The organism is Ruegeria sp. BC7 (assembly GCF_056539165.1).
The window spans coordinates 59,774-84,569 of the sequence record NZ_JBQFUL010000008.1 but is presented as its reverse complement, the minus strand read 5'-3'; the positions used below and the strand labels follow the sequence as shown (position 1 = coordinate 84,569).

General features: G+C 58.1%; 24 protein-coding genes and 1 pseudogene. 17 read left to right on the top strand and 8 right to left on the bottom strand.

The genetic code is table 11. The annotated features are described in order from the left end of the window. The first annotated feature begins 54 nt into the window (after positions 1-54). The 5 genes from ACR0KS_RS17130 to ACR0KS_RS17110 all read left to right on the top strand — a co-directional run bounded on the left by ACR0KS_RS17130 (position 55) and on the right by ACR0KS_RS17110 (position 4,788). The gene (locus tag ACR0KS_RS17130; RefSeq protein ID WP_170567513.1) at positions 55-1,155 is read left to right on the top strand and encodes an FAD-binding protein; all 1,101 of its coding nucleotides are present in this window, start codon (positions 55-57) and stop codon (positions 1,153-1,155) included. Between the two features lie 4 nt (positions 1,156-1,159). After that, complete coding sequence (glcF, locus tag ACR0KS_RS17125; RefSeq protein ID WP_170567515.1) at positions 1,160-2,482, top strand: glycolate oxidase subunit GlcF; 1,323 nt, start codon at positions 1,160-1,162, stop codon at positions 2,480-2,482. Positions 2,483-2,597: 115 nt separating this feature from the next. Further along, positions 2,598-3,389 carry a trypsin-like serine peptidase gene (locus ACR0KS_RS17120; protein ID WP_480681812.1) on the top strand — a complete coding sequence of 264 codons (792 nt, stop codon included), beginning with the start codon at positions 2,598-2,600 and terminating at the stop codon, positions 3,387-3,389. Further along, the gene (locus ACR0KS_RS17115; RefSeq protein WP_170567517.1) at positions 3,386-4,198 is read left to right on the top strand and encodes a trypsin-like serine protease; all 813 of its coding nucleotides are present in this window, start codon (positions 3,386-3,388) and stop codon (positions 4,196-4,198) included. The genes ACR0KS_RS17120 and ACR0KS_RS17115 overlap by 4 nt, the downstream gene beginning before the upstream one ends. A 122-nt stretch (positions 4,199-4,320) precedes the next feature. Beyond that, positions 4,321-4,788 (top strand): Hsp20 family protein, encoded by a 468-nt coding sequence (locus ACR0KS_RS17110; protein WP_170416289.1) that lies wholly within the window; start codon positions 4,321-4,323, stop codon positions 4,786-4,788. 320 nt (positions 4,789-5,108) lie between these two features. Here ACR0KS_RS17110 and ACR0KS_RS17105 read toward each other — a convergent pair whose 3' ends face one another. After that, positions 5,109-5,393, bottom strand: a complete 285-nt coding sequence (locus tag ACR0KS_RS17105; RefSeq protein ID WP_170486136.1) for a hypothetical protein — start codon at positions 5,391-5,393, stop codon at positions 5,109-5,111. Between the two features lie 180 nt (positions 5,394-5,573). Beyond that, positions 5,574-7,049 carry an NAD-dependent succinate-semialdehyde dehydrogenase gene (locus ACR0KS_RS17100; protein WP_170567519.1) on the bottom strand — a complete coding sequence of 492 codons (1,476 nt, stop codon included), beginning with the start codon at positions 7,047-7,049 and terminating at the stop codon, positions 5,574-5,576. A gap of 252 nt (positions 7,050-7,301) precedes the next feature. Here ACR0KS_RS17100 and ACR0KS_RS17095 point away from each other — a divergent pair, with 252 nt between their 5' ends. The 7 genes from ACR0KS_RS17095 to ACR0KS_RS17065 all read left to right on the top strand — a co-directional run bounded on the left by ACR0KS_RS17095 (position 7,302) and on the right by ACR0KS_RS17065 (position 14,945). After that, positions 7,302-8,381: a coiled-coil domain-containing protein gene (locus tag ACR0KS_RS17095; protein ID WP_170567521.1), complete on the top strand. Its 1,080-nt coding sequence runs from the start codon at positions 7,302-7,304 to the stop codon at positions 8,379-8,381. A gap of 247 nt (positions 8,382-8,628) precedes the next feature. After that, complete coding sequence (locus tag ACR0KS_RS17090) at positions 8,629-9,747, top strand: hypothetical protein (protein ID WP_170567523.1); 1,119 nt, start codon at positions 8,629-8,631, stop codon at positions 9,745-9,747. A 56-nt stretch (positions 9,748-9,803) separates the two neighbouring features. Continuing rightward, the gene (locus ACR0KS_RS17085; RefSeq protein ID WP_170567525.1) at positions 9,804-11,741 is read left to right on the top strand and encodes an ATP-binding protein; all 1,938 of its coding nucleotides are present in this window, start codon (positions 9,804-9,806) and stop codon (positions 11,739-11,741) included. Beyond that, the gene (locus ACR0KS_RS17080; RefSeq protein ID WP_480693278.1) at positions 11,734-12,654 is read left to right on the top strand and encodes a restriction endonuclease; all 921 of its coding nucleotides are present in this window, start codon (positions 11,734-11,736) and stop codon (positions 12,652-12,654) included. The genes ACR0KS_RS17085 and ACR0KS_RS17080 overlap by 8 nt, the downstream gene beginning before the upstream one ends. A gap of 30 nt (positions 12,655-12,684) precedes the next feature. Further along, positions 12,685-14,022: a DUF6638 family protein gene (locus ACR0KS_RS17075; protein WP_170567527.1), complete on the top strand. Its 1,338-nt coding sequence runs from the start codon at positions 12,685-12,687 to the stop codon at positions 14,020-14,022. Beyond that, positions 14,023-14,289 carry a hypothetical protein gene (locus ACR0KS_RS17070; RefSeq protein WP_170567529.1) on the top strand — a complete coding sequence of 89 codons (267 nt, stop codon included), beginning with the start codon at positions 14,023-14,025 and terminating at the stop codon, positions 14,287-14,289. It abuts the gene before it with no gap. Positions 14,290-14,300: 11 nt separating this feature from the next. Continuing rightward, positions 14,301-14,945 (top strand): DUF1523 family protein, encoded by a 645-nt coding sequence (locus ACR0KS_RS17065; protein ID WP_170486129.1) that lies wholly within the window; start codon positions 14,301-14,303, stop codon positions 14,943-14,945. A 41-nt stretch (positions 14,946-14,986) separates the two neighbouring features. On the opposite strand, the gene ACR0KS_RS17060 is transcribed toward ACR0KS_RS17065, so the two are convergent. The 6 genes and pseudogenes from ACR0KS_RS17060 to ACR0KS_RS17035 form a co-directional block, all read right to left on the bottom strand. Continuing rightward, positions 14,987-16,081 carry a flagellar basal body P-ring protein FlgI gene (locus tag ACR0KS_RS17060; RefSeq protein ID WP_170567531.1) on the bottom strand — a complete coding sequence of 365 codons (1,095 nt, stop codon included), beginning with the start codon at positions 16,079-16,081 and terminating at the stop codon, positions 14,987-14,989. Continuing rightward, positions 16,078-17,085 (bottom strand): flagellin, encoded by a 1,008-nt coding sequence (locus ACR0KS_RS17055; protein ID WP_170567533.1) that lies wholly within the window; start codon positions 17,083-17,085, stop codon positions 16,078-16,080. The genes ACR0KS_RS17060 and ACR0KS_RS17055 overlap by 4 nt, the downstream gene beginning before the upstream one ends. 2 nt (positions 17,086-17,087) lie before the next feature. Then, positions 17,088-18,539, bottom strand: coding sequence for a flagellar hook-associated protein FlgK (flgK, locus tag ACR0KS_RS17050; protein WP_170567534.1), 1,452 nt, complete (start codon positions 18,537-18,539; stop codon positions 17,088-17,090). Between the two features lie 33 nt (positions 18,540-18,572). Further along, a pseudogene (locus tag ACR0KS_RS17045) lies at positions 18,573-19,190 on the bottom strand (flagellar hook-basal body complex protein); the annotation flags it as partial. A 229-nt stretch (positions 19,191-19,419) separates the two neighbouring features. Next, a complete protein-coding gene (locus ACR0KS_RS17040; protein WP_480693277.1) occupies positions 19,420-19,905 on the bottom strand; it encodes an Lrp/AsnC family transcriptional regulator in 486 nt (161 codons plus the stop codon). Continuing rightward, positions 19,883-21,115, bottom strand: a complete 1,233-nt coding sequence (locus ACR0KS_RS17035; protein WP_170567537.1) for an MFS transporter — start codon at positions 21,113-21,115, stop codon at positions 19,883-19,885. The genes ACR0KS_RS17040 and ACR0KS_RS17035 overlap by 23 nt, the downstream gene beginning before the upstream one ends. 186 nt (positions 21,116-21,301) lie before the next feature. Between ACR0KS_RS17035 and ACR0KS_RS17030 the strand changes: the two genes are divergently transcribed. Genes ACR0KS_RS17030 through lptB form a run of 5 tightly spaced genes read left to right on the top strand, consistent with a single transcriptional unit; the run spans position 21,302 to position 24,749 of the window. Beyond that, a complete protein-coding gene (locus ACR0KS_RS17030) occupies positions 21,302-21,916 on the top strand; it encodes a ribonuclease D (protein WP_170388701.1) in 615 nt (204 codons plus the stop codon). After that, a complete protein-coding gene (locus ACR0KS_RS17025; RefSeq protein ID WP_170567538.1) occupies positions 21,913-22,881 on the top strand; it encodes a KpsF/GutQ family sugar-phosphate isomerase in 969 nt (322 codons plus the stop codon). The genes ACR0KS_RS17030 and ACR0KS_RS17025 overlap by 4 nt, the downstream gene beginning before the upstream one ends. A gap of 15 nt (positions 22,882-22,896) precedes the next feature. Further along, entirely contained in the window at positions 22,897-23,496 is a 600-nt protein-coding gene (locus tag ACR0KS_RS17020) for an LptA/OstA family protein (RefSeq protein WP_170567540.1), read from the top strand. A 3-nt stretch (positions 23,497-23,499) separates the two neighbouring features. Next, positions 23,500-23,991 carry an LptA/OstA family protein gene (locus ACR0KS_RS17015; RefSeq protein WP_170486116.1) on the top strand — a complete coding sequence of 164 codons (492 nt, stop codon included), beginning with the start codon at positions 23,500-23,502 and terminating at the stop codon, positions 23,989-23,991. After that, positions 23,991-24,749 (top strand): LPS export ABC transporter ATP-binding protein, encoded by a 759-nt coding sequence (gene lptB, locus ACR0KS_RS17010; protein WP_170486115.1) that lies wholly within the window; start codon positions 23,991-23,993, stop codon positions 24,747-24,749. The genes ACR0KS_RS17015 and lptB overlap by 1 nt, the downstream gene beginning before the upstream one ends. The last annotated feature ends 47 nt before the right edge of the window (positions 24,750-24,796 follow it).

Genomic DNA, 24,796 nt, shown 5'->3' with positions numbered 1-24,796 from the left:
CCCATCGCGGCAAGCCGCGATTCCCCCGAAGTATTTTTGAACAGAAGAAGTGTCATGAGACCTGAAACAGAGACCGAACTGGCCGAAATCGTGGCCGGATTGCAAGGGCCCGTGCGAATTGCCGGTGGTGGAACCCGAGGGATCGGTGGGCCGGATGATCTTATTGAAACCGGCGGTTTGAGCGGGATTACTCTATATGAGCCGGGGGCGTTGACGATCGTGGCGCAGGCCGGAACCCCGGTGGCCGAGATCGAGGCCGCGCTGGACGCCGAAGGTCAGCAATTGGCGTTTGAACCGATGGATCATCGCGGTTTGCTGGGGACCAATGGCACTCCGACAATTGGCGGCGTCGTGGCCGCCAATATCTCGGGGCCGCGTCGGATTCAGGCGGGGGCGTGCCGCGATTTCTTGCTGGGCGTCCGTTATGTCGATGGTCGTGGCCAGATCGTAAAGAATGGCGGGCGTGTGATGAAAAACGTGACCGGGTATGACCTGGTCAAGTTGATGAGCGGTGCCTGGGGAACGTTGGGTGTTCTGACCGAGGTTTCGCTGAAAGTGCTGCCCAAGCCTGAGGCGACGGCAACGCTGCAAATCCCGGTTGCGGATGCAGGGGCGGCAATTCGTGTGCTCTCGGCTGCTTTGAAATCCCCGTACGAGGTGAGCGGTGCGGCCTATGACCCGCAGACAGGTCGTACGCTGTTGCGGATTGAAGGGTTCGCGGATTCGGTGGCTTACAGGGTCGAACAGTTGAAATCCACGCTGGCCAGCTTTGGCGCGCCTTCCGAGTTTGAGGGATCGGCTGACTTGTGGCGTGGCATTCGGGATGCTGCGGCGTTTCATGACAAGGAGGGCGATGTGTGGCGTATCTCGGTTAAACCGACGGACGCGCCAGAGGTGTCCGCGCGTCTGGATGCAAGCCAGACCTTGTTTGATTGGGGTGGTGGGTTGATCTGGGCGCTTGTCCCCGCAGGGACCGATCTGCGCGCACGGCTTGGCGTGTTCGACGGTCACGCGACGCTTGTTCGGGCGGATACAGAAACCGCGGCGACACTGGGCCGTTTCCAACCCGAAACCGCTGGGGTTAAGGCTCTGACACAGGGGTTGCGGCAAAAATTTGATCCGCGTGGTTTGTTCAACCCGGGACTGATGGGATAGAAATATGCAGACGACGTTTTCCGAAGAACAACTGCAGGATCCGGGCATCAAGCGCTCGAACGAAATCCTGCGCAATTGCGTGCATTGCGGGTTCTGCACCGCGACCTGTCCCACCTATCAGGTGTTGGGGGACGAGCTGGACAGCCCGCGCGGACGCATCTACCTGATCAAGGACATGCTGGAGAATGAGCGTGTTCCCGATGAGAAAACCGTCAAGCATATCGACCGCTGCCTGTCTTGTCTGGCCTGCATGACAACCTGTCCTTCGGGCGTGCACTACATGCATCTGGTCGATCACGCTCGCGAATATATCGAACAGAACTACAAGCGGCCCTTTTCGGATCGCGCTTTGCGCTGGGTTTTGGCGCAAATCCTGCCCTATCCAATGCGGTTTCGCTGGGCGCTGATCGGTGCAAAACTCGGCCGGCCGTTCAAATTCCTGATGCCCGACGCGCGGCTGCGTGCAATGCTGGATATGGCGCCGAAGCATATCCCACCGGTTAGCCGCAACGATGATCCCCAGAGCTTTGCGCCAAAAGGCGAGCGCAAGAAGCGCGTCGCGTTGATGACAGGGTGCGCACAGAGGGCTCTCAATACGGATATCAACGATGCCACCATCCGCCTGCTGACCCGCATGGGCTGCGAAGTTGTCGTGGCCGAGGGTGCCGGGTGCTGCGGTGCCCTGACCCATCACATGGGCAAATCAGACGACAGTCACAAGGCCGCCGCCGCGAATATCCGCGCCTGGACAGCCGAGATGGACAAGGACGGGCTGGATGCGATTGTCATCAACACTTCTGGCTGTGGCACGACCGTCAAGGACTATGGCCACATGTTCCGAAATGATGCGCTGGCCGAAGATGCGGCGCGGGTATCCTCGATCGCAATGGATATCAGCGAGCTGTTGGTGCAGCTTGACCTGCCGGAAGGCGCCGACAAGGACATGACCGTCGCCTACCATGCAGCGTGTTCCCTGCAGCATGGCCAAAAGATCAAGACGCACCCCAAAGACTTGCTGAAACGCGCGGGCTTCACAGTGGTCGAGCCTGCGGACAGCCATCTGTGCTGTGGCAGCGCGGGCACCTATAACTTGATGCAGCCCGAGATTTCTGGAAAACTCAAACAGCGCAAGGTCAGGACTCTTGAGGCGAAGAACCCTGATGTTATCGCCGCTGGCAACATTGGTTGCATGATGCAGATCGGTTCGGGCACCGACGTTCCGATCATGCACACGGTGGAATTGCTGGATTGGGCAACCGGAGGTCCCATGCCAAGAGCGATGCTGCAGGATCGCAGACCAGATCGCGAGGTTCCGATCCTCAGATAAGGTTTGATGCAGCGACGCATCAGTTCGGCATTGATACGACCGGCCAAGTCAGCGCCCTATTTTCGCCTCACCCGGTGCGTAGGAAGATGCGTCGATAGCAACGCCGGAGAACCGCTTGCGAAACTGGATCAAGGCTCTAGTGCTGGCATGTTTGCCGATGACGGCCAACGCACAGGATTCCAGGCTGAAAAGCCTGGATACCACGGATGCGGGGCGCGCTTGGATGGCCGTGGGTCGTCTGGATATTGGTGGCGCAGGGTTTTGCACGGGTACTCTGATCTCTCCAACGTTGGTTTTGACGGCCGCCCATTGCCTGTTCGACAAGGTTACGGGCCAACGCGTGGAACTGGCCCAGGTCGAGTTTTTGGCGGCGTGGCGACTGGGGCGTGCGTCCGCTTACCGCGCGGCACGCAGAGCCGTGATTCATCCTGACTACCAATACGGCGAAGAAGCATCCGCCGCGCGCATCGGCAGTGATATTGCGCTGATCGAACTGTGGCAGCCGATCCGAAACACGACCGTCATTCCTTTTGAAACAGGCAACCGCCCCGCAAAAGGCGAGGAGGTGGGCGTGGTATCTTATGCTCAGGATCGGGCCGAGGCTCCGTCCTTGCAAGAGGTCTGTTCGGTCATGACCCGCAGGTCCGACGTACTGGTCATGTCGTGCGACGTGGAATTCGGATCGTCCGGCGCGCCCGTGTTTTCGTTTAGTGGTGACAGGCCGCGTATAGTTTCCGTTGTTGCAGCAAAGGCTGAGTTCAACGGACAACGCGTCGCCGTAGGAACCGCAGTTGAAAAGTCCCTTTCGTTATTGCAGGCCGAACTGTCGGCGGGTCGCGGTTTTACCGCTTCGACGGAACAGAATGGATCAGGAAACAACGTGGGCGCTCGGTTCATCAAGCCATGATCCGCTTTCTTTTTCCCTTCATTTGTTTGTTTGCGTTGTCCGCTGCGGCGGCTGCGCAAAGTGGTAAGCGCACCTTGACGGATCGTGATGATCTTTATGGATGGGAGGCCGTTGGCCGACTGGACATCGAGCAGGACGGATTCTGCACAGGAACGCTGATTTCTCAGGACCTTGTACTGACAGCCGCGCATTGTGCCCTGAACCGGGCGAATGGTGCGCCATACGAACCCGGAAAGGTGACATTCCGTGCGGGGCTGAGCGACGGACAAGCACTGGCCGAGCGAAAGGTTGTTCAGATTGCCGTTCACCCCAACTATGCCAAGCACCCCCACCTTTCGGCCGCAGCCATACGCGCGGACGTTGCGCTTATGCGGCTGGATCAACCGATTCCCTACTCGGTCGCAGATCCGTTCGCGTTGCATAGCGGGCGGGTCGCAGGCAGCGAAGTTAGTATCGCCTCGTATGGGCGCGGTCGGTCCGAGGCAATAACGCGAGAGCGATCCTGCCGTATCCTCGAACGTCGGCAAGGGCTGATTACTTTCAATTGCGACGTCACATTCGGTTCGTCCGGGTCGGCTTTGCTGGCCCGAAACGGTCCCCGCTGGCAGATTTTGTCGGTCGTGTCCGCTGTTGGGACGGATGGTCGGCAAAAAGTTGGATTTGGCATGGAACTGTCTGGAATCGTGTCGGAATTGAAGTCTGCATTGCGGCGCGATGCCCCGCAACCCAAGGCGGCGATACGACGGTTGCCGGTTGGGTCCGGCAAGTCCAGCTCGGGTGCGAAATTCATCAGCCCCGGCGGGGGTTGAACTCGGTCAAATCTCTACCCATGTGAACTGTATCGGGTCGCCAAAAACGGGGCCTGATAAATCATCGCCCGTCCGGTTGGAGGGCACAATTCGATCATCGCTCTGACATGAGGATACGACATATGCGTACATTTGACTTTGCACCGCTGCACCGCGCCACCATTGGTTTCGACCAGATCGCCGACATGATGGATCGCGTTCTGACGAACGATGTGGCTCAGCCCAGCTACCCGCCTTACAATATCGAAAAAACCGATGCCGACACCTATCGCATCTCGGTCGCTGTTGCCGGTTTTTCCGAAAATGACCTGTCGGTCGAAGTGAAAGAGAACTCGCTGGTCGTCGCCGGCAAGAAAGCTGCCGAGGACAAGGACCGTTCCTTCTTGCATCGCGGCATCGCCACCCGCGCGTTCGAGCGTCGTTTTGCCCTGGCCGACCACGTCCGCGTGACCGGCGCGAGCCACGAAAACGGTATGCTGAACATCGACCTCAAGCGCGAAGTTCCTGAAGCACTCAAGCCCCGCCGGATCGAGATTTCGTCTGGTAAAGCGATCGAGAAAGATGTGGTCGACGCCAAGGCCGTGAACTGAGGTCGTCTGATCACATAGCGATAGTCCCGCCTCTCTGGATTGTCGCAGACTGCACGCCCCGCGTTCCTCCAGACGCGGGGCGTTGTTTCTTTGAATACAATGAAGGTCTGTTTCACGGACAAGTCTGATTGAGGCTTTGACAGTGCATTGGCCCCTTCAGCGTAAGTCTCGTTGAAAAATCCAAAGCCAAGTTTGTGCGTGAATTCCATAGGATTTCGGCACGGCCACTGCACGCCGGGTCATTCTTGGACGCCCAAGTTGACGACACCCTATCGCGTTTCAGCTACAACTTTGTCTGTGCCAATTTTTCTTGCGGGTGATTATCCGTTTGCGAAGGTCGGCCCTCGGTGAACACTACTCATCTTCATTGGAAGTTCACCCGCCGCTTCTTCCCTAATGGCATCAATCTTCGCCTGCGCGGAATCTGCTGCCGCTTCATCCGCGTATTTAGTGACAACAAGAAAGCTCAAATCCCCGGTTCTCACCATGTCGACGCTTTGGGCCCCTAACGCCATGACCATCGGAACGTATTTGTCTCGCGCGAGCGCTTCCATCTCGGCGGTCCAGTCAGTCGCAGACCAATGCGATACAGAAAAATAGGCCATTTCAATTCCCCCTACTACTTTTCCTAAGAATACTTAGGGGTATCACAATGACACAAATTTGGGCTTTACCATAGGGCAATTCGAGTTGGAGTTCTCTGAACTGGCAAGGGTCAAGTTTTTAGCCACAACCTTGACCAGATCAGCCAACGAGGCCACCGCCGGAACGGTGGCCCATTCAGGTCAGACCGACAGGCAGACGTATTTCATCTCAAGATAATCTTCCATCCCGTGGTGGCTGCCTTCGCGCCCAAGACCGGATTGCTTGACGCCACCAAAGGGACCCAGCTCGGTCGAGATGATGCCGGTGTTCACGCCGACGATGCCATATTCCAGCGCCTCGGCCACTTTGTAGACGCGGCTCAGGTCTTTGGCATAGAAATACGAGGCCAGACCAAAGATCGTGTCATTGGCCATAGCGATCACGTCATCCTCGTCCTCAAACTTGAACAGCGGGGCCAGCGGGCCGAAGGTTTCATCCTGAGCAACCAGCATGTCCTGTGTCACGCCGGTCACGATGGTTGGCTGGAAGAAGGTTCCGCCCAGATCATGCGGAAGGCCACCGGTCAGGATCGCACCGCCCTTGTCGGTGACGTCCTGAATATGTTCCCGCACCTTGGCGACCGCGTCATCGTTGATGAGCGGTCCGGTCGTGGTGCCCTCGGTCAGACCATCGCCCACGTTCAGCGCCTCGACTGCGGCTTTCAGCTTGGCGGCGAACTCGTCATAGACACCCGCCTGCACATAGATGCGGTTGGCGCAGACGCAGGTCTGGCCGTTGTTGCGGAATTTGCACAGCATCGCGCCTTCGACCGCTGCATCCAGATCGGCATCGTCGAACACGATGAACGGCGCGTTGCCGCCCAACTCCATCGAGCACTTCATCACCTGATCGGCCGCCTGCCGCAGAAGAATACGCCCCACTTCGGTCGAGCCGGTAAAGGTCAGTTTGCGCACGCCGGGGTTTTCGCAGAATTCCTTACCAATCTCGCTGGCCCGCGATGAGGGGACGACGCTGAACACACCTGCCGGAATGCCCGCCTGTTCTGCCAGAGCCGCCAGAACCAGCGCCGACAAAGGCGTTTCCGCCGCTGGACGCGCAACAAAGGAACAACCTGCAGCCAAGGCAGGCCCAGCCTTACGGGTGATCATTGCGTTGGGGAAGTTCCAAGGCGTGATCGAGGCCGCCACGCCGATGGGCTGTTTCAGCACCATGATCCGCTTGTCACGTTGGTGGCCCGGAATCATCTCGCCGTAGACCCGTTTGGCTTCTTCACCGAAAAACTCGATGAAGGATGCGCCATACCCGATCTCTCCAACGGCTTCGGCCAGCGGCTTGCCTTGCTCGGCGGTTAGAATCCGGCCCAGGTCTTCCGCGTTTTCCATCATCAGGTCATACCAGCGCCGCAGGATCACTGCGCGTTCTTTGCCCGTCAGCTTGGCCCATTCCTTTTGCGCTGTTTCCGCTTGCGCGATCGCGCCTGCAACTTGTGCGCGGCTGACATCTGCGACTTCGGCAACAACATCGCCACGTGCTGGATTCAATACGGCAAAGGTTCCATTGTCGCCCTCTACCCATTGGCCACCGATGTAAGCCTTTGTGACCAGCAGGTCGGGGTTCTTGAGGATGGATTTCAGGTCAGTTGTTGCATCCAGCATGGGTCAGCCTCCGGGACGGATATGATTTATGCGCACCCAATCAGGTGGCGTCGAATATGTCTATGTCCACAGTGGTGCTCGGATCAATCCAGATTTGATCAAAAAAACCGCAAATGGGCCGTATTGGATCGCTCCTATCTTTTTTGGGCCGAGTTTGCCAAAGTTCCGTGGAATTTTGGGCGCAAGGGGATGTAAATGGTTATAACATTCCCTATCTTATTGGGTAATTGAACAAAAAAGGGGATAGTGCAGATGTCGAACCATCAATTTGACGCCTTGATCGAAGAGACGCAGGCGAAAGTGCGCGAGAGCCAGTCGCAGATTGAGGGGCTGACTTCGCGGATTGACGCGGCACGGGCCAAGATCGGCACCGCCGAGGCCGATATCGACATCGAAAACGCCACTTTGGAGGATGTGCACGCTCATACCGAGGTGATGAACGCCAATATCGCCGAGCTAATCATGGGTCTGGACGATGTCACCAACGCGTTTTCTAAGGATTTCGACGAAATGCGCTCGAAAACCGGGTGGGAGAGCTTTGTCGGCATCTTCGCCAAAGGTAAATCCGAATCCATGCGGCAGGAACGGATGCGCACCGCCAATATCGACGACAAGTTGCAGGATTTGATCGCCAAATCGGACGTGATTGTGAAACTGCTGGAAGGCCAGTTGTCCGTGCTGGAAGAACAGCGCGTAAAGGTCGAGGACAACCTGACCGGTACGCTGGATGATCGAGAGGCGACCGTGGCAGAGTTAGAGGCGCTGCGTGTTGAAATTCAGGGCATGGACCCGACGATCATCACGCTAGAGAACAAGATCAGCATCGAACAGGACGCCGCCGTGCGCACGCAGTTGGAAACCGAACTGGCCGAGCTGAACAAGCAATACAACGCCAAGGTTCAGGAAGAACAGGTCAAGCTGGCTAAGTCTCAGACGCTTGAGCGTTACATTGAAAAGGGCAAGACCTGGGTCGATTCACTGCAGAACCAGGCGGCGACACAGATGGTGTTGATCAACAAGCTGCAGACAGACACGCAGCAGCGCGTGGTGCTGTATGACGCCCTGACCAAATCGCTGAAAACCGCGCAGCAGCAGGACGTGGCCCACCGCATCAACGAGATTGGCGTGCAGACCGACCAAGAGGCGCAAACCGCCATGGCCGCCATCGGCACCGCGACCAACCAGAAAATGGCCGACATGCTTGAGGCGCATGAGGACCACATGGTCTTTGCCCGCGACGTGTTGGAGAAAAAGGCCAAGGCGGATGAACGCTTTGCGCGCAGGTTCGCCTCGATTGTCGAGAAGCATGATAAGAATTTGTATGGTGGTTAAGTGCAAAGGGAAGGCGGAAACAAACTCTTTTGGATCGGCTTTGCACTGGTGGTCTGGCCGTTTGCGACAATGTTCCTTCTGTGGCTTTTTGCCAGCACTGAAATTGGAAAGGACATATCGCTTTTATGGGGTTACCTCACTTGGTTGTTAGGAACTGCAAGCGTTCCAATTGGACTGTTGTTGATTGTCTGGTTTCTATCCAAAAAGTTGATTGCCGCAGCTATGGTTTGGCGCTCAGGTATCGCAGATGACTAACCCCACCCAAGACCATGTTGGCCTGATCGACACCTTCGCTTCGCGCCGTTATTTCCGTAAATTCGAGGTGATCACCGTCCACCTGTTGCGCGTGGCCGCGACGATGGAGGCTGAGGGCGCGATCAGCAAGCAAGAGGTGCGGATCGTGTCGCGTTACCTTTCAGGGCTGCTCTACACCTTCCGCGCGCTTTCCATGAAATACCTGCTGGTCGGGCGCGATACGGGGCGGTTCTTTGGCAGTCTTGCGATGGACAAGCGTGACAGCGGGTTTCCGGTGGCGGCCGAATTGCTGACCATGGCCAATGACGCGCAGCAGGCGCAGGTGCATCTGGCGAATATGCCCTCGGAAGACGAGCTGAAAACCGACATGGTGCGGACGATCATTGGCGACCGGGAAATCCCCACCAAGCTGCAATTTGCGCTGTCGCAAAGGCTCTACTACGAGGAATTGCTGAAGGGTCAGCTTTTCTGGGCCCGCAATGACCCCGAATGCCACTGGGTCGGGAACGAGGGTGATCGGCGCAAATTCCTGCTCCACTGGGCGGTTTATGACAGCCAGATCAACCTGCCGGTGATCTACCTGTTGCAGTTGGAAGACAGCGGTCGCACGGCCCTGCCCAAGGATCAAGGCCGCTGGCCCGAGGTTCAGGCGCATCTGATGGCGCAATCGCTGGGCGGGTTGAAATTGGTGACCATCGCCCAGGGGTTTGATCAGGATTTCGACGATCTGCACCCCAAATACCTGCGCCGCGTTCATGTTGGGCCGATGTATTCCTCGGCCTATACCGAGCAATCCGGCCCCCTGCGGCAGGTGCTGGAAGACGCGCAGGCCCCCGAGGGTCAGGATTGGGCCTTGGCCTGGACCACCGAAGAGTTGGAAAGCGAGGATGTCATCGAAGAACGGGCCGGGTGGTTCTCGACCGTCGAACGCGAGGTGTTCGCTCTGGACCCGTTTGGCGGGCAGGGGGCCGAGACCGGAGCCACGCGCACGCAGCGCTCGATCATCCTGCCTCAGCGCCCGTTTCAGGTGCTGGCCGAGCGCAACCCGCCGGGGTTCGCCGACGTGCGCAAATTCGTGGTCAGCAAGGCGGGGCAGGTGTTGCGCTATTAGATTTTATGCCTCCGGCGGAAGTATTTTGAACAGAGGAAGCAAGGGCGGTTTTTGAGATGAGTTTGACGTCAGATCAGATGGAATTGCGCGAGGCGGATGTTCGCAAGCACTATCCGGCAGCAACCGCTTTGCTGAACGGGTTTGAACATGCGCCGCGTATTGCCAAGGCGGTCGAGGTGGCCGTGGAGCGATCTCCGGGCGTTTCGACGGGGCGGCGTTTCCGGTCGACGACTCCGGGGTTGGTGACGCGCCGTACTGTGCGTTCAGACGGTGTGCATCTGGTGGAACGGATCGAGGCCTCGGATGAGGGCGACATGCTGGTCTCGCCGCCGCAAGCGACCACGCAACAAGCGATACGACGCGCCATCGCCATCGCTTTGGCCGTGGCCGAGGCGTATTCCGAGCAGACCTCTCTGGCCGATCTGAAACGGGCTAACCTCGCGGGCGACCTTCCGGCTGCGCGCAAGACTGAATTCTCGGACCTGTTGACGGCTGAGGCGCTGATCACAGCCCACACGTTCGGCAATGCCTTGGCCTATCTGATGTCCTCTCATCTGGGCGAGACCACCGTCGATATTGGCGAGATCGAAGAAGTTCTGACCGACAATGGGCAACTCGCGCTGCATGGCGCGTTGTGGGAACTGGACCAGACCCTTGCCAAACACGCGCCCGATGACACTCACCTGATTGCGGCCACCAGCGCCTATGCCGAGCAGTTGATGGAAAAAGCAGCGCTGCGCGCGCAGTCTGCGGGTCATCTGGCCCCGTTCCAGAACGCAGCCTGGCATATCGAGGCCGATGGCCTGACCATCCGGGGATTCGAACCGGCCTCCAAAACTAAGTCCACCACGCTCACCATGACGTTCAAAAAGCCGAATGAGGTGGTGGGCAACCATATCGCCAAGTATCAGGCCATGAAGCTGGCCAAGATGCTGATGGCCTATGACTTCGACCGTCGCTTGAACCCGTTTGCGGAACTCGGCGGGTTTATCTTTACCTTCATGGGCGACGGTAAACCGGGCACCGGCAAGACGACTCTGATCCAGATGATGGCCGGGCTGATTAACGACTATTGCCAGAACGCGGGCTATCCGTTCCGCTATCAGAACCTGAGCACAGACAATATCGACAGCTACCAGGGCAAGTCCGGCCAGAATGCCAAGGCGTTTATCAATACGATCATCGACCCCTCGGTCATCGGGTTCGGTACCATCGACGATATCGACCAACTGGCGGGCAAACGGGGCGACCGGCAGTCCAGCGCGGGCCAACTGGAAATCACCGCCGTGCTGATGGAGAGCTTTGCGGGCGCCAACACCGTCGTGCGCGGCAACTGCACCTTTGGCATGTTCTCGAACTACCCCGAGAATGTGGACGACGCCCTGCGCCAGCGGGCGGGCGCGCGGTTCCTTGTGGACGGGCCGCAAACGCGCGAGGATTACATCGACATCCTGCACCTGCTGATGGGACGCAACCACGACATTCCGCTGGGCGAGCACGAAGCCTATGCCGCGCAGGAAATCAAAAAGGCCGTCGCCGCCAGTTTTGAAAGTCATTCCCGCCCGCATGAGGACGCCTTGATGCAGGTCTATGACCGGGTCTCGGGCGAGATCGGCCAGATGGACACCATCGCCAAGCTGGGCACCTACCTCAAGGCGATCCAACAGGCGGATGAGCGCTTCACCGGCCGCGCGATCAAGAACATCACCGACGCGGTCAAGGTCCGCGCGATGGATTTTGAACTGCCCGACGAATGGATGGAGAACCCCGACCTTTTCCTGTTCCGCGACTACGACACCAAGAAATCGATGATCGAGGACCTGCGCCAGCCGATCACGGTGGACATGGTGATGCAGGAGATCAACCGCTACGCCGACAGCGAGTTCCGCTATGCCGACAAGAGCGATGAGGTCGCGATTGAGAACGCCGTGCGTGAGATGGGCCGCATGGAAGAGGCCAAGCGGCGATTTTCAAAAGGATATAACATTGAGTAGAAGATTTATTATTGAAGCGGAAGGTTACCCTGAAATGTCCGGCATGATGCTGGCAACCGTCGAAGCTATGAAACAGGTAGGGGGTTCTGCAAGTATTTACGAACTTGACGAGAAGGTTGCGGAAATTGAAGGCGTTTCTGAGGAAGAACAATCCTTCATGATGACTGGAACAAACCAGGGCCAACCACGTCTGAACTACTACCTAGCTTGGGCTCGAACCTTTTTGAAGAAGGGTGGTGCGCTCGAAAACTCCGCTCGAGGTATTTGGGCGTTAACTGAGTTCGGCAGCAGGATAGAGACAGTTGACGATACTCAGCGAATAATCGACCAAGTTAACGAAGAAGAAAAAGCTAGAGCTCGTGAGCGGCGGAAGAAGAAACAACAAAATGGGGATGAGCCCGAGTTGTTTTCGCCTTCTGATCAGAGTGGCAAAATCGAAGAAACACCTGATACAGAGACGTGGAAATCAAGGTTGCTTACCACCCTGAAACAAATGGATCCCTATGCTTTTGAGCGTTTGGCGCAGCGTTTGCTTCGGGAAGCAGGTTTCACCAAAGTCGAAGTCCGAGGAAAGTCAGGTGATGGTGGAATTGATGGTGTTGGCGTTCTTCGGGTGAACCTCGTTTCTTTCCAAGTGTTCTTTCAGTGCAAACGCTACAAAGGAAGTGTTGGGTCTTCGGAAATCCGCGACTTTAGGGGCGCTATGATGGGACGAGCTGACAAAGGGCTATTCATAACGACTGGCAATTTCACCGCCCAAGCGTCGGACGAAGCTACAAGGGATGGGGCTACCGCGATTGACCTAATTGATGGAGATCGCCTTTGTGATTTGCTCAAAGAAAATGACCTTGGGGTTGCTACAGAAATGATTGAGGCGGTCACAATAGATGAGAAGTTCTTTGCCAGCGTTTAGTATTAAACAAATGGAAGGAAGGTCTGCCTTGTGATCCGCCTCATCGAAAAAGGCCTGATGTTTGGCAATCTCGTCCACATCTCCAGCCCGGCTCTGGTCGAGCGATATAACCGTGCGCTGCAGCATCTGGCGGGCAAGACTACGGCGTTGACGGACTTCCACGTGGATATCTCGGGTTATTCGCCAGAGGTGGGGCAGGAGTTGGATGATCCGCTCTACCTCAACCCCAACGGCGTGAACCGGCAGTTCATCCTGCTGACGACCGAGCAGAAACGCGCGCCTCTGCTGAACGTCAAATTCTCGACCTCGCGCGATATCCTGCGTGAGTTTATCGAGATGAACGAGGCGCAGCTTTTTGCCCTGACCGCCACCGATGCAGTGGCCGGAGAGTTGGTGAATTCGGTCCTCAAGCTCGCCACGCCGCGCGACCTGCTGAACCTGCGCAAGATCGAGATCGAGGCCGATACGGTCGGCGGCACCCTGCGCAAGGCCGAACAGCTGGCGGGCATGGTCGAGCAGTTCAAAACCGAAGAAGACGCCTGGTTTGACGATGTGCTGATCGCGAAGATGATCGAAACGGCCAGGGACACAGGCGATGTCACCCGCAACCCGGTGCGTTTGCGCCACACGGCCTTTGATCAGCCGAATTTCTGGACCGCGCATTTTGGTGGTCTCTACCTGTTTCCCGATCTGGACCATCCTGCGGCGATCAGCATGGACAACCCCTCGGTCGATTTGCCTATGGACTATGTGTTCCATGCGGATCAGCGCAACCAGATCGCGAAATTCCTGAACTACAACGATCTGGTCGAAACCATCATCGAGGCGCGCGGTGTGGATTCCGCCGCGATCCTGCAACAAAAGATGGATTTCCTGACCATCGCCGCGGCTGCAGATGCGGGTGTTGACCTGACCGGGCTGGATCGACGTGACATGCGGCGATTGGCTCGAAACCACGCCGAGCGTTTGCCCGAAGCCTATCACGGCCTCGCGCAATTGCTGCGCTGGGCGACCGAGGGCGGGCCGTGGCCGCGCATCACCTCGGATCATCCGGCCTATTTCTATACCCTGCGCGCGGCGAACACGCCGAACCGGGACCTTGTGAATATGCTGCTGGCGGAACTGGCCTCGCTGGATCCGCGCCAGATGTTCATCTGCCACAAAGAGCTGTTCTACAGGACCTATTCGACATGGCCGGAAAGCAAGAAAGCCTTTGTTGCCGACTTCCTCGCGCGCGAGTATCAGGTGGACAAAGCTGGTGCGCGGGCCGCCCTGTTCGGGCATGAGCCGGACATGAGCGGCGAGGACCGGGTTAGCGATCAGATCATCGCGCGTGTCGGTCCCTGGGGCGCTGTTGGGAGAAGTTAAATGTTTGTCGCACTCCGGTTTTTGATCCCGCTGCTGATCGTTCTGACGGTCCTCTATGTCGGCGTGTCGATCTATTCCCGCTGGGTGCGTCGCGGTAAACTGATCGCGCATTGGGACAAAAAAGGTCTGACCGGTGATCGGGATGCCTTTGTTCAGCGCGGGCTGCAGAAATACGACGCTTCGTTCCGCCGCAAACTGATCCTTGGGATCTACATCGTGCCGCTGGGCGTGATCGGGATCCTGATTTACGTTACGAATTTCATGTGAGGGTTTCGCCTATGCGTTACATCAAATGGGCCATCATCATTCTGTTCTGGGGAACGCTGGCTTCGGTTTTGAACTACACCTTGCCGCAGCACGATGTGGTCAGAATCTCGGATACTTACGAGAAACGGATCGATCCGGGTGAAAACAGCATCTTCTGGTCCGTTCAGGATGTCGGAAGTGATCCGACCACGCCAAACCGCGACGTGTTCTTTATCCAGACGCGCAAAACCAACGGTAAGGTCATGGTTTACCGCAACGAAGACACCGGGTGGGGCTGGCCGCCGTATTTCAAGCTGAACTCGTCCAACCTGCAGGCCGAGGCCGCAGACCTGAAATCAACACCCGAAAACCCTCGGTGGGTTGTGGTGCGCCACTATGGATGGCGGAGCGAGTTCCTGTCGATCTTCCCGAATGCTGTCAAAATCTGGCAGGTCGAAGACCCTGAGGTTCGGATCATCCCGTGGTTCAACATCATCTTCCTGACCGTCTTCTTCGCACTGCTCTGGGCCATCTGGGTCCGCTGGCGCAGATTTCGCGAAGCCCGCGTCGACCCCATGATCGAGAATGTCGAGGATGGGCTGTACGCTGCGGGCGACGCGATCGAGGAGAAGACCAGCGGTTTCAAGAGATGGCTGAATAGCTGGAAATCGAAATAGGGATCGTTGGGGCACCCTGACCTCGGTCGTGTCTGATTGACTTATCGGACGACGAATTCGGCGTGCAGGGCACCTGCGGCCTTGATCGTTTTCAGAATGTCTATCATGTCGCGCGGCGATACCCCAAGTGCGTTCAGCCCTGCCACGACCTCGGACAGGGTCGTAGCTTCGGGTATCTCTGCTAAGCCGGTGCCTTCCTCCTCTTCGATACCGGCGATGGTCCGGGGGACCACCACGGTTTCGCCGCGTGCAAACGGGTTGGGTTGAATCGCGATCGGTGCTTCTTCGACGGTGAGGGTCAGGTTTCCTTGCGAGACCGCGACACGGGAAATCCTAACCTCTTGCCCCATGACAATCGTGCCCGAACGTTGATCGACCACAACCCGGGCCTTGGCCTCGGGTTGCACCAGAATGTTTTCGATCCGACCCAGCGCATGTGCCGTGGTGATCGACTGCGTGGCGGCGATGTTCAGTTCGACTGTCCCGGAATCGCGCATGATGGCGACGGATCGGTTGAATTCCCTGTTGATTGCCGCTTCGATCCGCCCCGCCGTTGTGAAGTCAGGCTCCCGCAGGGCCAGACGCATCTGCGTCAGGGACGAAAGCTCAAAGTCAATTTCGCGCTCAACCCGTGCACCCGATGGTATGACTCCCGAAGTCGGAACGCCCCGGACAACGGATGCGGCTTCGCCTTCTGCCACAGCGCCCCCGGCCAGAACCGTCCCTTGGGCAACTGCGTAAATCTGACCGTCAGCCGCGTTCAGAGGCGTCATGACCAGAGTTCCCCCCAACAGGCTTTTGGAATCGCCAATCGCTGAAACGGTGACGTCGATCTGGCCGCCAACTCGGGCAAAGGCGGGCAGGCTGGCGGTCACCAAGACGGCGGCCACGTTCTTGGGGCGAAAATCCTCGCCCGTGACGTTCACGCCCAGGCGTTCAAGAATATTCGACATGATCTCTTCGGTGAAAGGAGAATTCCTAAGCCCGTCACCGGTTCCATTCAGGCCCACAACCAGCCCGTATCCGACCAGATCGTTGCCGCGCACGCCATCGAAATCCACCAAATCCTTGAGGCGGATCGCGCCCGCGAATGACATGCCGGGCAGAAGGATCAGTAGAAAAACAAGTATCTTCATCTCAGGAAATTCACCAGCGACAGGTTCGCGTTGCGAACGGTTACGGAATACAGGCTCTCCAGTTGAAACTGGACGGTCTGCAACTGCGCCGCTGTCTGGTACGGGTCCGCCGCGATCAGCTCATTGCGGCTGAATTCCAACGAGGTACGCGCAGCGCTGTTGCGCGTGGACGCCTGCTCAACCCGCGCCTGCGTCGCACCGATCTGGCCGCGCAAATTGACCGTTTCATTCTGGGTATTGGCAAGGTCGACTCCTAGTTGTGTGAACAGGGCCGTGCGTTGGGCGCGAGGCAGGGCCAGTGCTGTGTCTGATACAACCGCCGCGACCGAAATATCGCGCAAGGCTGCTTTGATCGTCGGATCAATCGCTGTGATCGGGACGGTGACGTTTTCGTTCTCGGAAATCTGCATGGGGGCGAGCGTGTTGGCGGACCCCTGATAGATGACCGCGTCGAACCCGGCAGGATCGTTGAACCAGTCTTCAGCCGCTTGGCGTATATCCGTGACCGTCGTCAGCCCGGCCAGTTCCGTCTGTAACGCAGACATCAGCGCGTCTGCTGACAGCAGCGGAGAAACGTCTGTCGCAGTTCCGGAAAACAGGCTGCGCCCCCCCGCCCGGGTGTTCAGCGCGGAAATGATCGTATCGAGCTCGTTCTTAGCTTGAACAGATGCGTTTTCGTGCGTTACCGCCTGATTGGAGGTGCCAAAAGACAAAAGCGCGCCAGTGATTTCACCCACGGATGCATCAATGGTCGTCAGGCTTTGTCGCATCGCGTCCGTGAACAGACCAGCCTCGGCAGTTGAGACCCGAAACGCATCGAGCCGTGCCAGATTGCGATCCAAATCCAGAAGGTGCGAGTAGTCACCGTCGAGCCGCCCAGACACATCCTGAACCTTGCCGCTAGACATTTCGTAAGACAGGGTTTCGATCTGGTTTTTGATATCCGTCGCGCGGGATTTGAGCGTCAGCCCCCGGGCAAGATCACCGATAGACGTCAAGTTCATCGTCACAACCTCAATAGAGTGTCCATGAGTTCATCCACGACCGAGATCAGTCGCGCGTTCGCGGCATATACCTGTTCGATCTGCATAAGGCGTTGCAGTTCCTGATCGGTGTCCACGCCCTGTTCCGCTTCGATCTTTGTCATCTCCAACAGGTTGCTATTGGCAAAAACAAGGCGCTGATTGGCGGTATGTGCATCCGCGCCGGTCTTGGACAGAAGCGCCTCGGTCAGGTCCGCTGCGCGCATGTTGCCGCTGCCGAAAATCGAACCCGGTATTGGCCGTGCCGCGCTGAATATGGCGCCAAAGGCCCGCAGTTGAGTGGCATCTCCGGGATCGCCTGGGGTCGCGGCCCCCAAACCGGTGCGCAAACGCCAGCTTTGACCACCGGCGTCGGGATCAACGATTGCGTTCAGGCTGATGCGCGAGGCAAGATCAACCGGGGCCGTCGGGTCAAAGCGGTTTCCGGCATCCGTGAACAGGCCGGGGTCTGCGGCCGTTGCTGTTGGGTCCAGCCCCGGAGCCTCGAACCGTTCGATCAGATCGCGTGCGACCGTGTCGAGGTTGGTTTGCGCTTCGGCGGACAGCTCATCGCGGATTTGAAACTGCGCGGCCAACGCACCGCCACGAATTTGCGCGCTGTCACCAAGCGTTCGCACAGGATTGCCATTCATCGTCAGGCCAGACAGCAATCCATTCGCCACCGTCATATGAGGTTTTGTGTCCCCGGTGGTCGAAAATGAAAACTCGGCCGCTGTCCCTTCCAGCAGGATCAAACCGCCGTCAGAGTAAATCGACACCTGGTCATTCGCCCGGGGAACGACATTGACCGGGATAAGCGTGTTCACCTGGTCGATCAGAACTTGGCGCTGATCCTGCAGTGCGCCGATCTCTCCACCCGCATATTTTACGGCGGGTATTTTGGCGTTCAGCTTTTCAATGTCTTGAAGGGTCTGATTCAGGGTATCAACGCTTTTGCCGATTGCGCGATCTGCGTCTGACCGCAACTGCCGCAGTCCTTCGGACGCGGCGTTGAGGCTGCGCGCAAGATCATTCCCGGTCCGCGAGACCTGATCCAACCTTTCGGAAGAGTCCGGCAAGCTGGCGGCTGTGATCAGGCTGCTGTCAAACTCTGCCAGCCTGACGGCAAGAGAGGCCGGGTCATCCGCGCTGCCAATCAAACTTTCAAGCCTGGAGTGAAAGTCCGATATCTCTGACTGATGCGCCATGTCCGCGTCCGCAGTGCGGCGGTTGGCTGTAAGGACAGGGTCGTGGTGACGAACCACCCCGACCGATCGCACCCCGTGACCTGAGATCGTGTTGGTTGCCAATTCGAGGGACCGCCGGGCATATCCGGGCGTCAACGCGTTCGCGATGTTCTCTGACACCACGGACGCACCACGGCTGGCAGCGGTCAGCCCCCCGATGGCGTTGTTCAAGGCCGTCGACATATTCATGATTCAGGTCCTTCCTTAGGGTTCACGCCCAAATCAGCGTTTGATGTTGGTGGTTTCCTGCAGCATCTCATCGACGGTCTGGATCACCTTTGCGCTGGACGAATAGGCGCGCTGTGTCTGGATCATTGATGTCAGCTCGGTGGCTACGTCGGTCGTCGATTCTTCGCGTGCAAAGGACACCAGATCGCCGGTCGGACCTTCGCCCGCGTTCCACAGGAAGAATGTTCCGCTTTCACGTGAGGGCGCGTATGTCTGGCTGTCCAGAGCGGTCAGGCCGTTTGGATTCGGCACATCCGCCAGCGGGATCTGGAACATGCGGCGGCTGACCCCGGTGTCATAGAAGGCATAGACATAGCCATTCTCATCAACCTGAACACTTGTCATCGTGCCGACCGCGGACCCGTCACGGGTGATGGATACCGGCGCAAACGTATCGGAAAGCTGGGTGATCCCGTCTGCATCCCCGATCTGGCCGATATTGATCTCCATCGGGCCGCCGGCCACGTTCACGACCAAACTGCCGGTCGCGGGGTCATAGGCGCCGCCAGATACGGCGGCGACGCTTGCCAGCGTCCCGCCTGCGGTTCGGCTATCCGTGAAGGTCAGAGTGTATTCGCCGATCACAGCGCCACCAGACGCCGAGTCGCGCAGGATGGCGCGCAGCACGTCCAGCGGTACGCCGTGTGACAAAGCTGCGCGCTGGGCGGCACGATCGCAGAGTCCGGCTGTGCCGACATCAGGCCAAGAGGCCGCCGATTGCGCGACAAGAAGCGCAGCAACCAGTCCAATGAGTGTTCGATAGGGCATTCTGCCTGTCCGGGATTCTGATCAGTTCGGGACAGGCTAGCTGCGACTAGGTTTACAGAGGGTTATCGACTGCTCAGATTCGATCGATCTTCCGGCCGAATACAACGCTGGTATTGGTGCGCAGAACACCGGGAATTTTGGCCAGGTCATCCACCAGAATATCCAGATCCTCGATCCGGGGCGCTTCGGCGGACAGCAGCAGATCAAACTCACCATTGATGGACAGGCACAGTTTGACCTCGGGGTAGGCTTCCAGCCGTTTGATGATACGGGTCGTTTCCTTCTGCTGCACCTCAAGCAGTACGATGACCTGAACTCGGGGGGCATCTTCGGGTGCGTTCAGCACAACCGAGTAGCCTGCGATCACGCCGCGTTCCTCCATGCGGGTGATGCGTTCGTACACGGTGGTTCGGGCGACGCCGAGCTTCGCCGCAATCTTGGTAGTAGATTCGCGGGCGTTGCGCTGAAGGGCGGCTATGATGCGACGGTCCAGTTGATCCATGACACCAAGGTGTAGTGCAGAGTTGCGCCGATGCTCAAGGCTTGTAAGGGCGTTCATTTGAAACGGCTTTCCGGCGCGCTCGGGGCCATAGCGCGACCACAAGGCCAAGCCCCAGAGCTGCTGCACAGGTCATCCAGACCAACGCCTGCGTGGTACCTTTGGCCGTCATCAACCATCCAGCCAATGGATAAAGGACAAGCCAGCACATATGGGACAGCGTGAATTGTGCGGCAAAAACGGCTGGACGGTCCTCGGGCCGGGCTGAACGTGTCAGCAGCCGACCCGAAGGCGTAAGGGTCGCGGAATATCCAAAGCCGATACAGGCCCAGGCAAGCATCAACGTAGGCAAAGTAATTTGGCCCAAGGCGGACAGCGCTGCGCCAACCGCCATGAATACCGTGCCAAGAACCGCTCCGGTCAGCATGACACGGCGATCTCGAAACTTGTTCAACAAGGAAGGCAAGGCAAAGGCCGCCAGCATCGATCCGCCGCCAAATCCGGCCAACGCGATGGCAACTGCACTTTCAGTCAGGCCCAGATCGGCCCGAACGATCACTACCGTATTGACGATGACCATCGCGCTCAGGGCGGCGGCAGTCCAATTCAGGGCGAGCAACCCACGCAGGCGAGGGGTCGCCAGGTAGATGCGGATGCCACGGGTTGTCCGCTCGTATATCCCGCGCGCTTTTGCCGGTTTGGGTGAGGGCAGGGCAACCGAAACCACCAATAGTGCCGATGCAGCGAAGCCAAGCCCGGTACCCCAGAACAGGCTGTCGAAGCTTACGACTGTCAGCAAAGCCGCGGCCAGGATCGGACTGACCACGCTTTCCAGATCATAGGCCAAGCGGGACAGCGAAAGGGCTTTGGTGTAGTCCTGTTCATCTGTCAGAACGTCCGGAATGGTGGCCTGAAAAGCAGGCGTGAAACCGGCTGACGCCGATTGGAGGATGAAAATCAGCACATAGATCTGCCAGATATCGGTCACGAAAGGCAAACAGACCGCGACCGCCGCGCGCACGATGTCCAATGCGACCAGCATTCTGCGCCGGTCCAGCCGCTCGGCAAAGGCGGCAGCCAGCGGCGCCACCACCACATAGGCCACCATCTTGATTGTCAAAGCCGCGCCCAGAACCAGCCCAGCGGCATCTCCGGCCAGATCGAACGCCAGAAGGCCCAGTGCGACCGTTGCCAGACCGGTCCCGGTCAGCGCCACGATCTGAGCGGCCAGTAGATGGCGGTAGACACGGTTTCGCAGGACGCTCAGCATCTGCAATGCCTTTCTTGCAAGTGAAAATGCTCTGGCGCGGTGTGTGCTCAATACAGAACGTCATTTTCCGTGCTGCGACGCAAGGGTCAAGAAAACTGCGCATATTGGTCGCATTCTTTGGATGGCGTTGAGTTTGTGGGCCAAACCTCCTATCTCGGGGGCGATACCGCACAAAGGAAGACCCCAGTGGCGAACCACCTTTACAAAAACGACCTGCCGGACGGGTTGGATCTGGGCCCAGTTGTGGCCATTGACTGTGAAACCATGGGGTTGAACCCGCATCGTGATCGGCTCTGCGTGATCCAGATGTCCGGGGGCGACGGCCACAGCCATATTGTGCAGGTGTCGAAGGGTCAGACCGAAGCCCCGAACCTCAGCGCGATGCTGGAAAACCCGGATGTGCTGAAACTGTTCCATTTCGGCCGTTTTGACATCGCAGCGATGTACCACACCTTCGGTGCATTGGCCGCGCCGGTCTACTGCACCAAGATCGCCAGCCGCCTTGTGCGTACATATACGGACCGGCACGGGCTGAAAAACCTGTGTCAGGAATTGATCGGCGTCGATATCTCGAAGCAACAGCAGATGAGCGATTGGGGCGCGGAGACCTTGACCGACGCGCAGCTTGAATATGCCGCGTCGGATGTTCTTTACCTGCACCGTCTGCGTGAGGCTTTGGACGGGCGTTTGGCCCGCGAAGGCCGGACCGAGATGGCGCAAGCCTGTTTTGACTTTCTGCCGATGCGTGCGAAACTTGATCTCGCGGGTTGGCCTGAAACGGATATTTTTGCGCACTCATGACTGATACAGAAGCATTCCTGAGAACCGCGCGACAGGTCGTCACCGACGAAGCCCGCGCACTGGACGTTCTGGCCGAAGGTCTGGACGAACACTTCGCCGAAGCCGTGCAAATGATTTTGCAGGCCAAGGGCCGTATCATCATCAGCGGCATCGGCAAGTCAGGTCATATTGGCCACAAGATCGCGGCGACGCTGGCCAGCACCGGTACACCGGCCTATTTCGTTCACCCCGCCGAGGCCAGTCACGGCGATCTGGGCATGGTGTCCAAGGGCGATGTGGTACTGGCCATCTCAAACTCGGGTGAAGCGCCGGAACTTGCAAACCTGCTGGCCTTCACGCGCCGTTTCGGTATCCCGCTGATCGGTTTGTCCAGCAAACCCGAAAGCACTTTGATGACGCAGGCCGATGTGCATCTTCTCATCCCGTCGATGGGCGAGGCATGTGGGTTCGGCATGGTGCCTTCAATCTCGACCACGCTGACGCTGGCGATGGGCGATGCGCTGGCGATTGCGCTGATGAAATACCGCGACTTCAAACCCGAGGATTTTCGCGCGTTTCATCCCGGTGGCAAATTGGGCGCGCAGTTGTCCACTGTGCGCGACCTGATGCATACAGGCGACGCGCTGCCTCTGGTGGCGGCTGACACCGCGATGAGCGATGCGCTGATCGTGATCAGCCAGAAAGGGTTCGGCGTAGCTGGCGTCACCGATGCGCAAGGCCGACTGTCCGGTATCATCACGGATGGTGACTTGAGACGTCATATGGACGGGCTGCTGGACAAGACGGCCGCTGAAGTCATGACAGCAAACCCGACCACGATCGGCCCCAATGCGCTGGCGGAAGAGGCGGTGGCGATCATGAACGAGCGCAAGATCACCTCTTTGTTCGTGGTTTCGCCCGAGGCCGAAGGGTCGGCAGAGGGGCTGCTGCACATTCACGACTGTCTGCGCGTCGGACTGGGCTAGGCGGAGGGCGGATCAGTGGACAGTCACTCGCGCATGGTGCAATTCCTCAAGGTGTTGCTGCCACTGGCGGCCATTGTGCTGCTGTCCACGGTTTTCCTGCTGTCACGCAGTATCGAAACCAGTGTCACCGTGCCCTTCACGCAAAGAGACATCGAGGAACGGCTGGCCGATCAGATCGTGACCTTGCCGAACTATCGCGGCACGACCCGCAAGGGCGAAGAAGTTCAGATCGAAGCGACAAAGGCGACCCAGGGGACCAAAAACTCGGTGCCGACCGCGTCGGAGTTCAAAGGGCGGCTGGGCCTTTTGGATGGTGGCGTGATCACGCTGGACTCCAATTCCGGTATGATCCGCCCGGACAAGAATACGGCGACCTTTGTCGGGGATGTGGTCATAATTACAACAGACGGTATCAAGGTCACGACGGATCTTTTGAATACGGCGCTGGACGAAATCCGAGGTGATACACCGGGTCAGGTCGACGGCACGGGCATAATCGGTAACTTTTCCGCTGGCCGGATGACATTTGGGACTGAAAAAAAGGACGGGCCGGTCCATATTATTTTTACAGATGGCGTCAAGTTGGTGTATGAGCCGGAAAAAGCAGAAAGATAACCTGTGTTCGATTTTCGTTTTGCCATTGCGTGTTGTGTTCTTGTAGCCGGTGCTGTCTCGGCGTCTGCGCAAGAGACGCAGGTCGCGTTCGGAGCGGTGAAGGCAGACCCCAGCCTGCCGGTTGAGGTAACGTCAGAGACACTCAACGTGAATCAGGAAGACGGGTCGGCCGAATTTCTGGGCAATGTGATCGTTATTCAGGGCGAAATGCGCCTGACGGCCGAGCGTGTTCTGGTCATCTATAACGAAGACCGGTCCGCGATTGATCGTATGGAGGCGACCGAGGATGTGGTTCTGGTCAGCCCACCGGACGCCGCCGAAGGGGATTGGGCGGAATACACCATCGACTCGGGCGTGATCGTCATGAAGGGCAACGTTCTGCTGACGCAGGGGCCAAGCACGATCAGTGGCGACCAGATGAACGCGAACCTCACGACAGGTACTGCGACAATGACGGGCAACGTCAAAACCATTCTGCAGCAGGGTGCCAACTGATGGCCGGGCCGAACCTGACCGTAGCCGAGGGCAACTCGGGTCTCAGGATCGAAAAACTGCGCAAGTCCTACCGCAAGAAGACGGTGATCCGGGACGTTTCCATGACGTTGGACCGGTCCGAAGTCGTGGCGCTTTTGGGGCCCAACGGATCGGGCAAGACGACGACGTTTTATTCCGTTGCCGGGCTGGTGTTCCCCGAAGCGGGCACCGTCACGATTGACGGGCAGGTGGTCACTACACTGCCGATGTACCGTCGCGCGCGGCTTGGTATCGGGTATCTGCCGCAGGAAATGTCGATCTTCCGTGGGATGAGCGTCGAGGACAACATCGCCTCGGTGCTGGACATCACCGTTGATCATGCGCACCGCCGCAAGGAACGTCTGGAAGAACTGCTGTCCGATTTCTCGATCGAACATCTGCGCCGTGCGCCCGCGCTGGCCCTGTCGGGTGGGGAGCGCCGTCGTGTCGAAATCGCGCGCTGTCTTGCGGCGGACCCTAAGTATCTGCTGCTGGATGAACCTTTTGCCGGTGTGGACCCGATCAGCGTGGGGGATATCCGTCATCTGGTCGCCGACCTGAAGAAACGCGGAATCGGCGTGTTGATTACCGACCACAACGTCCGCGAAACGCTCGAGATCGTGGATCGGGCCTATATTCTGCATGACGGTCAGGTGCTTATGTCCGGCACGCCGGACGAGGTGGTCGAAAATGAAAACGTCCGCCGGGTCTATTTGGGCGAAAACTTCCGAATTTCATAGGTTTGCGCAGTTTTGCGCCGAAGGTCTGGCGGAAATCGCGTATATAC

Excerpts from the sequence above, each read along its gene's own strand:
- ACR0KS_RS17130 (WP_170567513.1), top strand. The coding sequence starts at position 55 with ATGAGACCTGAAACAGAGACCGAACTGGCCGAAATCGTGGCCGGATTG.
- glcF (WP_170567515.1), top strand. The coding sequence starts at position 1,160 with ATGCAGACGACGTTTTCCGAAGAACAACTGCAGGATCCGGGCATCAAG.
- ACR0KS_RS17115 (WP_170567517.1), top strand. The coding sequence starts at position 3,386 with ATGATCCGCTTTCTTTTTCCCTTCATTTGTTTGTTTGCGTTGTCCGCT.
- ACR0KS_RS17110 (WP_170416289.1), top strand. The coding sequence starts at position 4,321 with ATGCGTACATTTGACTTTGCACCGCTGCACCGCGCCACCATTGGTTTC.
- ACR0KS_RS17105 (WP_170486136.1), bottom strand. The coding sequence starts at position 5,393 with ATGGCCTATTTTTCTGTATCGCATTGGTCTGCGACTGACTGGACCGCC.
- ACR0KS_RS17100 (WP_170567519.1), bottom strand. The coding sequence starts at position 7,049 with ATGCTGGATGCAACAACTGACCTGAAATCCATCCTCAAGAACCCCGAC.
- ACR0KS_RS17095 (WP_170567521.1), top strand. The coding sequence starts at position 7,302 with ATGTCGAACCATCAATTTGACGCCTTGATCGAAGAGACGCAGGCGAAA.
- ACR0KS_RS17090 (WP_170567523.1), top strand. The coding sequence starts at position 8,629 with ATGACTAACCCCACCCAAGACCATGTTGGCCTGATCGACACCTTCGCT.
- ACR0KS_RS17085 (WP_170567525.1), top strand. The coding sequence starts at position 9,804 with ATGAGTTTGACGTCAGATCAGATGGAATTGCGCGAGGCGGATGTTCGC.
- ACR0KS_RS17070 (WP_170567529.1), top strand. The coding sequence starts at position 14,023 with ATGTTTGTCGCACTCCGGTTTTTGATCCCGCTGCTGATCGTTCTGACG.
- ACR0KS_RS17065 (WP_170486129.1), top strand. The coding sequence starts at position 14,301 with ATGCGTTACATCAAATGGGCCATCATCATTCTGTTCTGGGGAACGCTG.
- ACR0KS_RS17060 (WP_170567531.1), bottom strand. The coding sequence starts at position 16,081 with ATGAAGATACTTGTTTTTCTACTGATCCTTCTGCCCGGCATGTCATTC.
- ACR0KS_RS17055 (WP_170567533.1), bottom strand. The coding sequence starts at position 17,085 with ATGAACTTGACGTCTATCGGTGATCTTGCCCGGGGGCTGACGCTCAAA.
- flgK (WP_170567534.1), bottom strand. The coding sequence starts at position 18,539 with ATGAATATGTCGACGGCCTTGAACAACGCCATCGGGGGGCTGACCGCT.
- ACR0KS_RS17040 (WP_480693277.1), bottom strand. The coding sequence starts at position 19,905 with ATGAACGCCCTTACAAGCCTTGAGCATCGGCGCAACTCTGCACTACAC.
- ACR0KS_RS17035 (WP_170567537.1), bottom strand. The coding sequence starts at position 21,115 with ATGCTGAGCGTCCTGCGAAACCGTGTCTACCGCCATCTACTGGCCGCT.
- ACR0KS_RS17025 (WP_170567538.1), top strand. The coding sequence starts at position 21,913 with ATGACTGATACAGAAGCATTCCTGAGAACCGCGCGACAGGTCGTCACC.
- lptB (WP_170486115.1), top strand. The coding sequence starts at position 23,991 with ATGGCCGGGCCGAACCTGACCGTAGCCGAGGGCAACTCGGGTCTCAGG.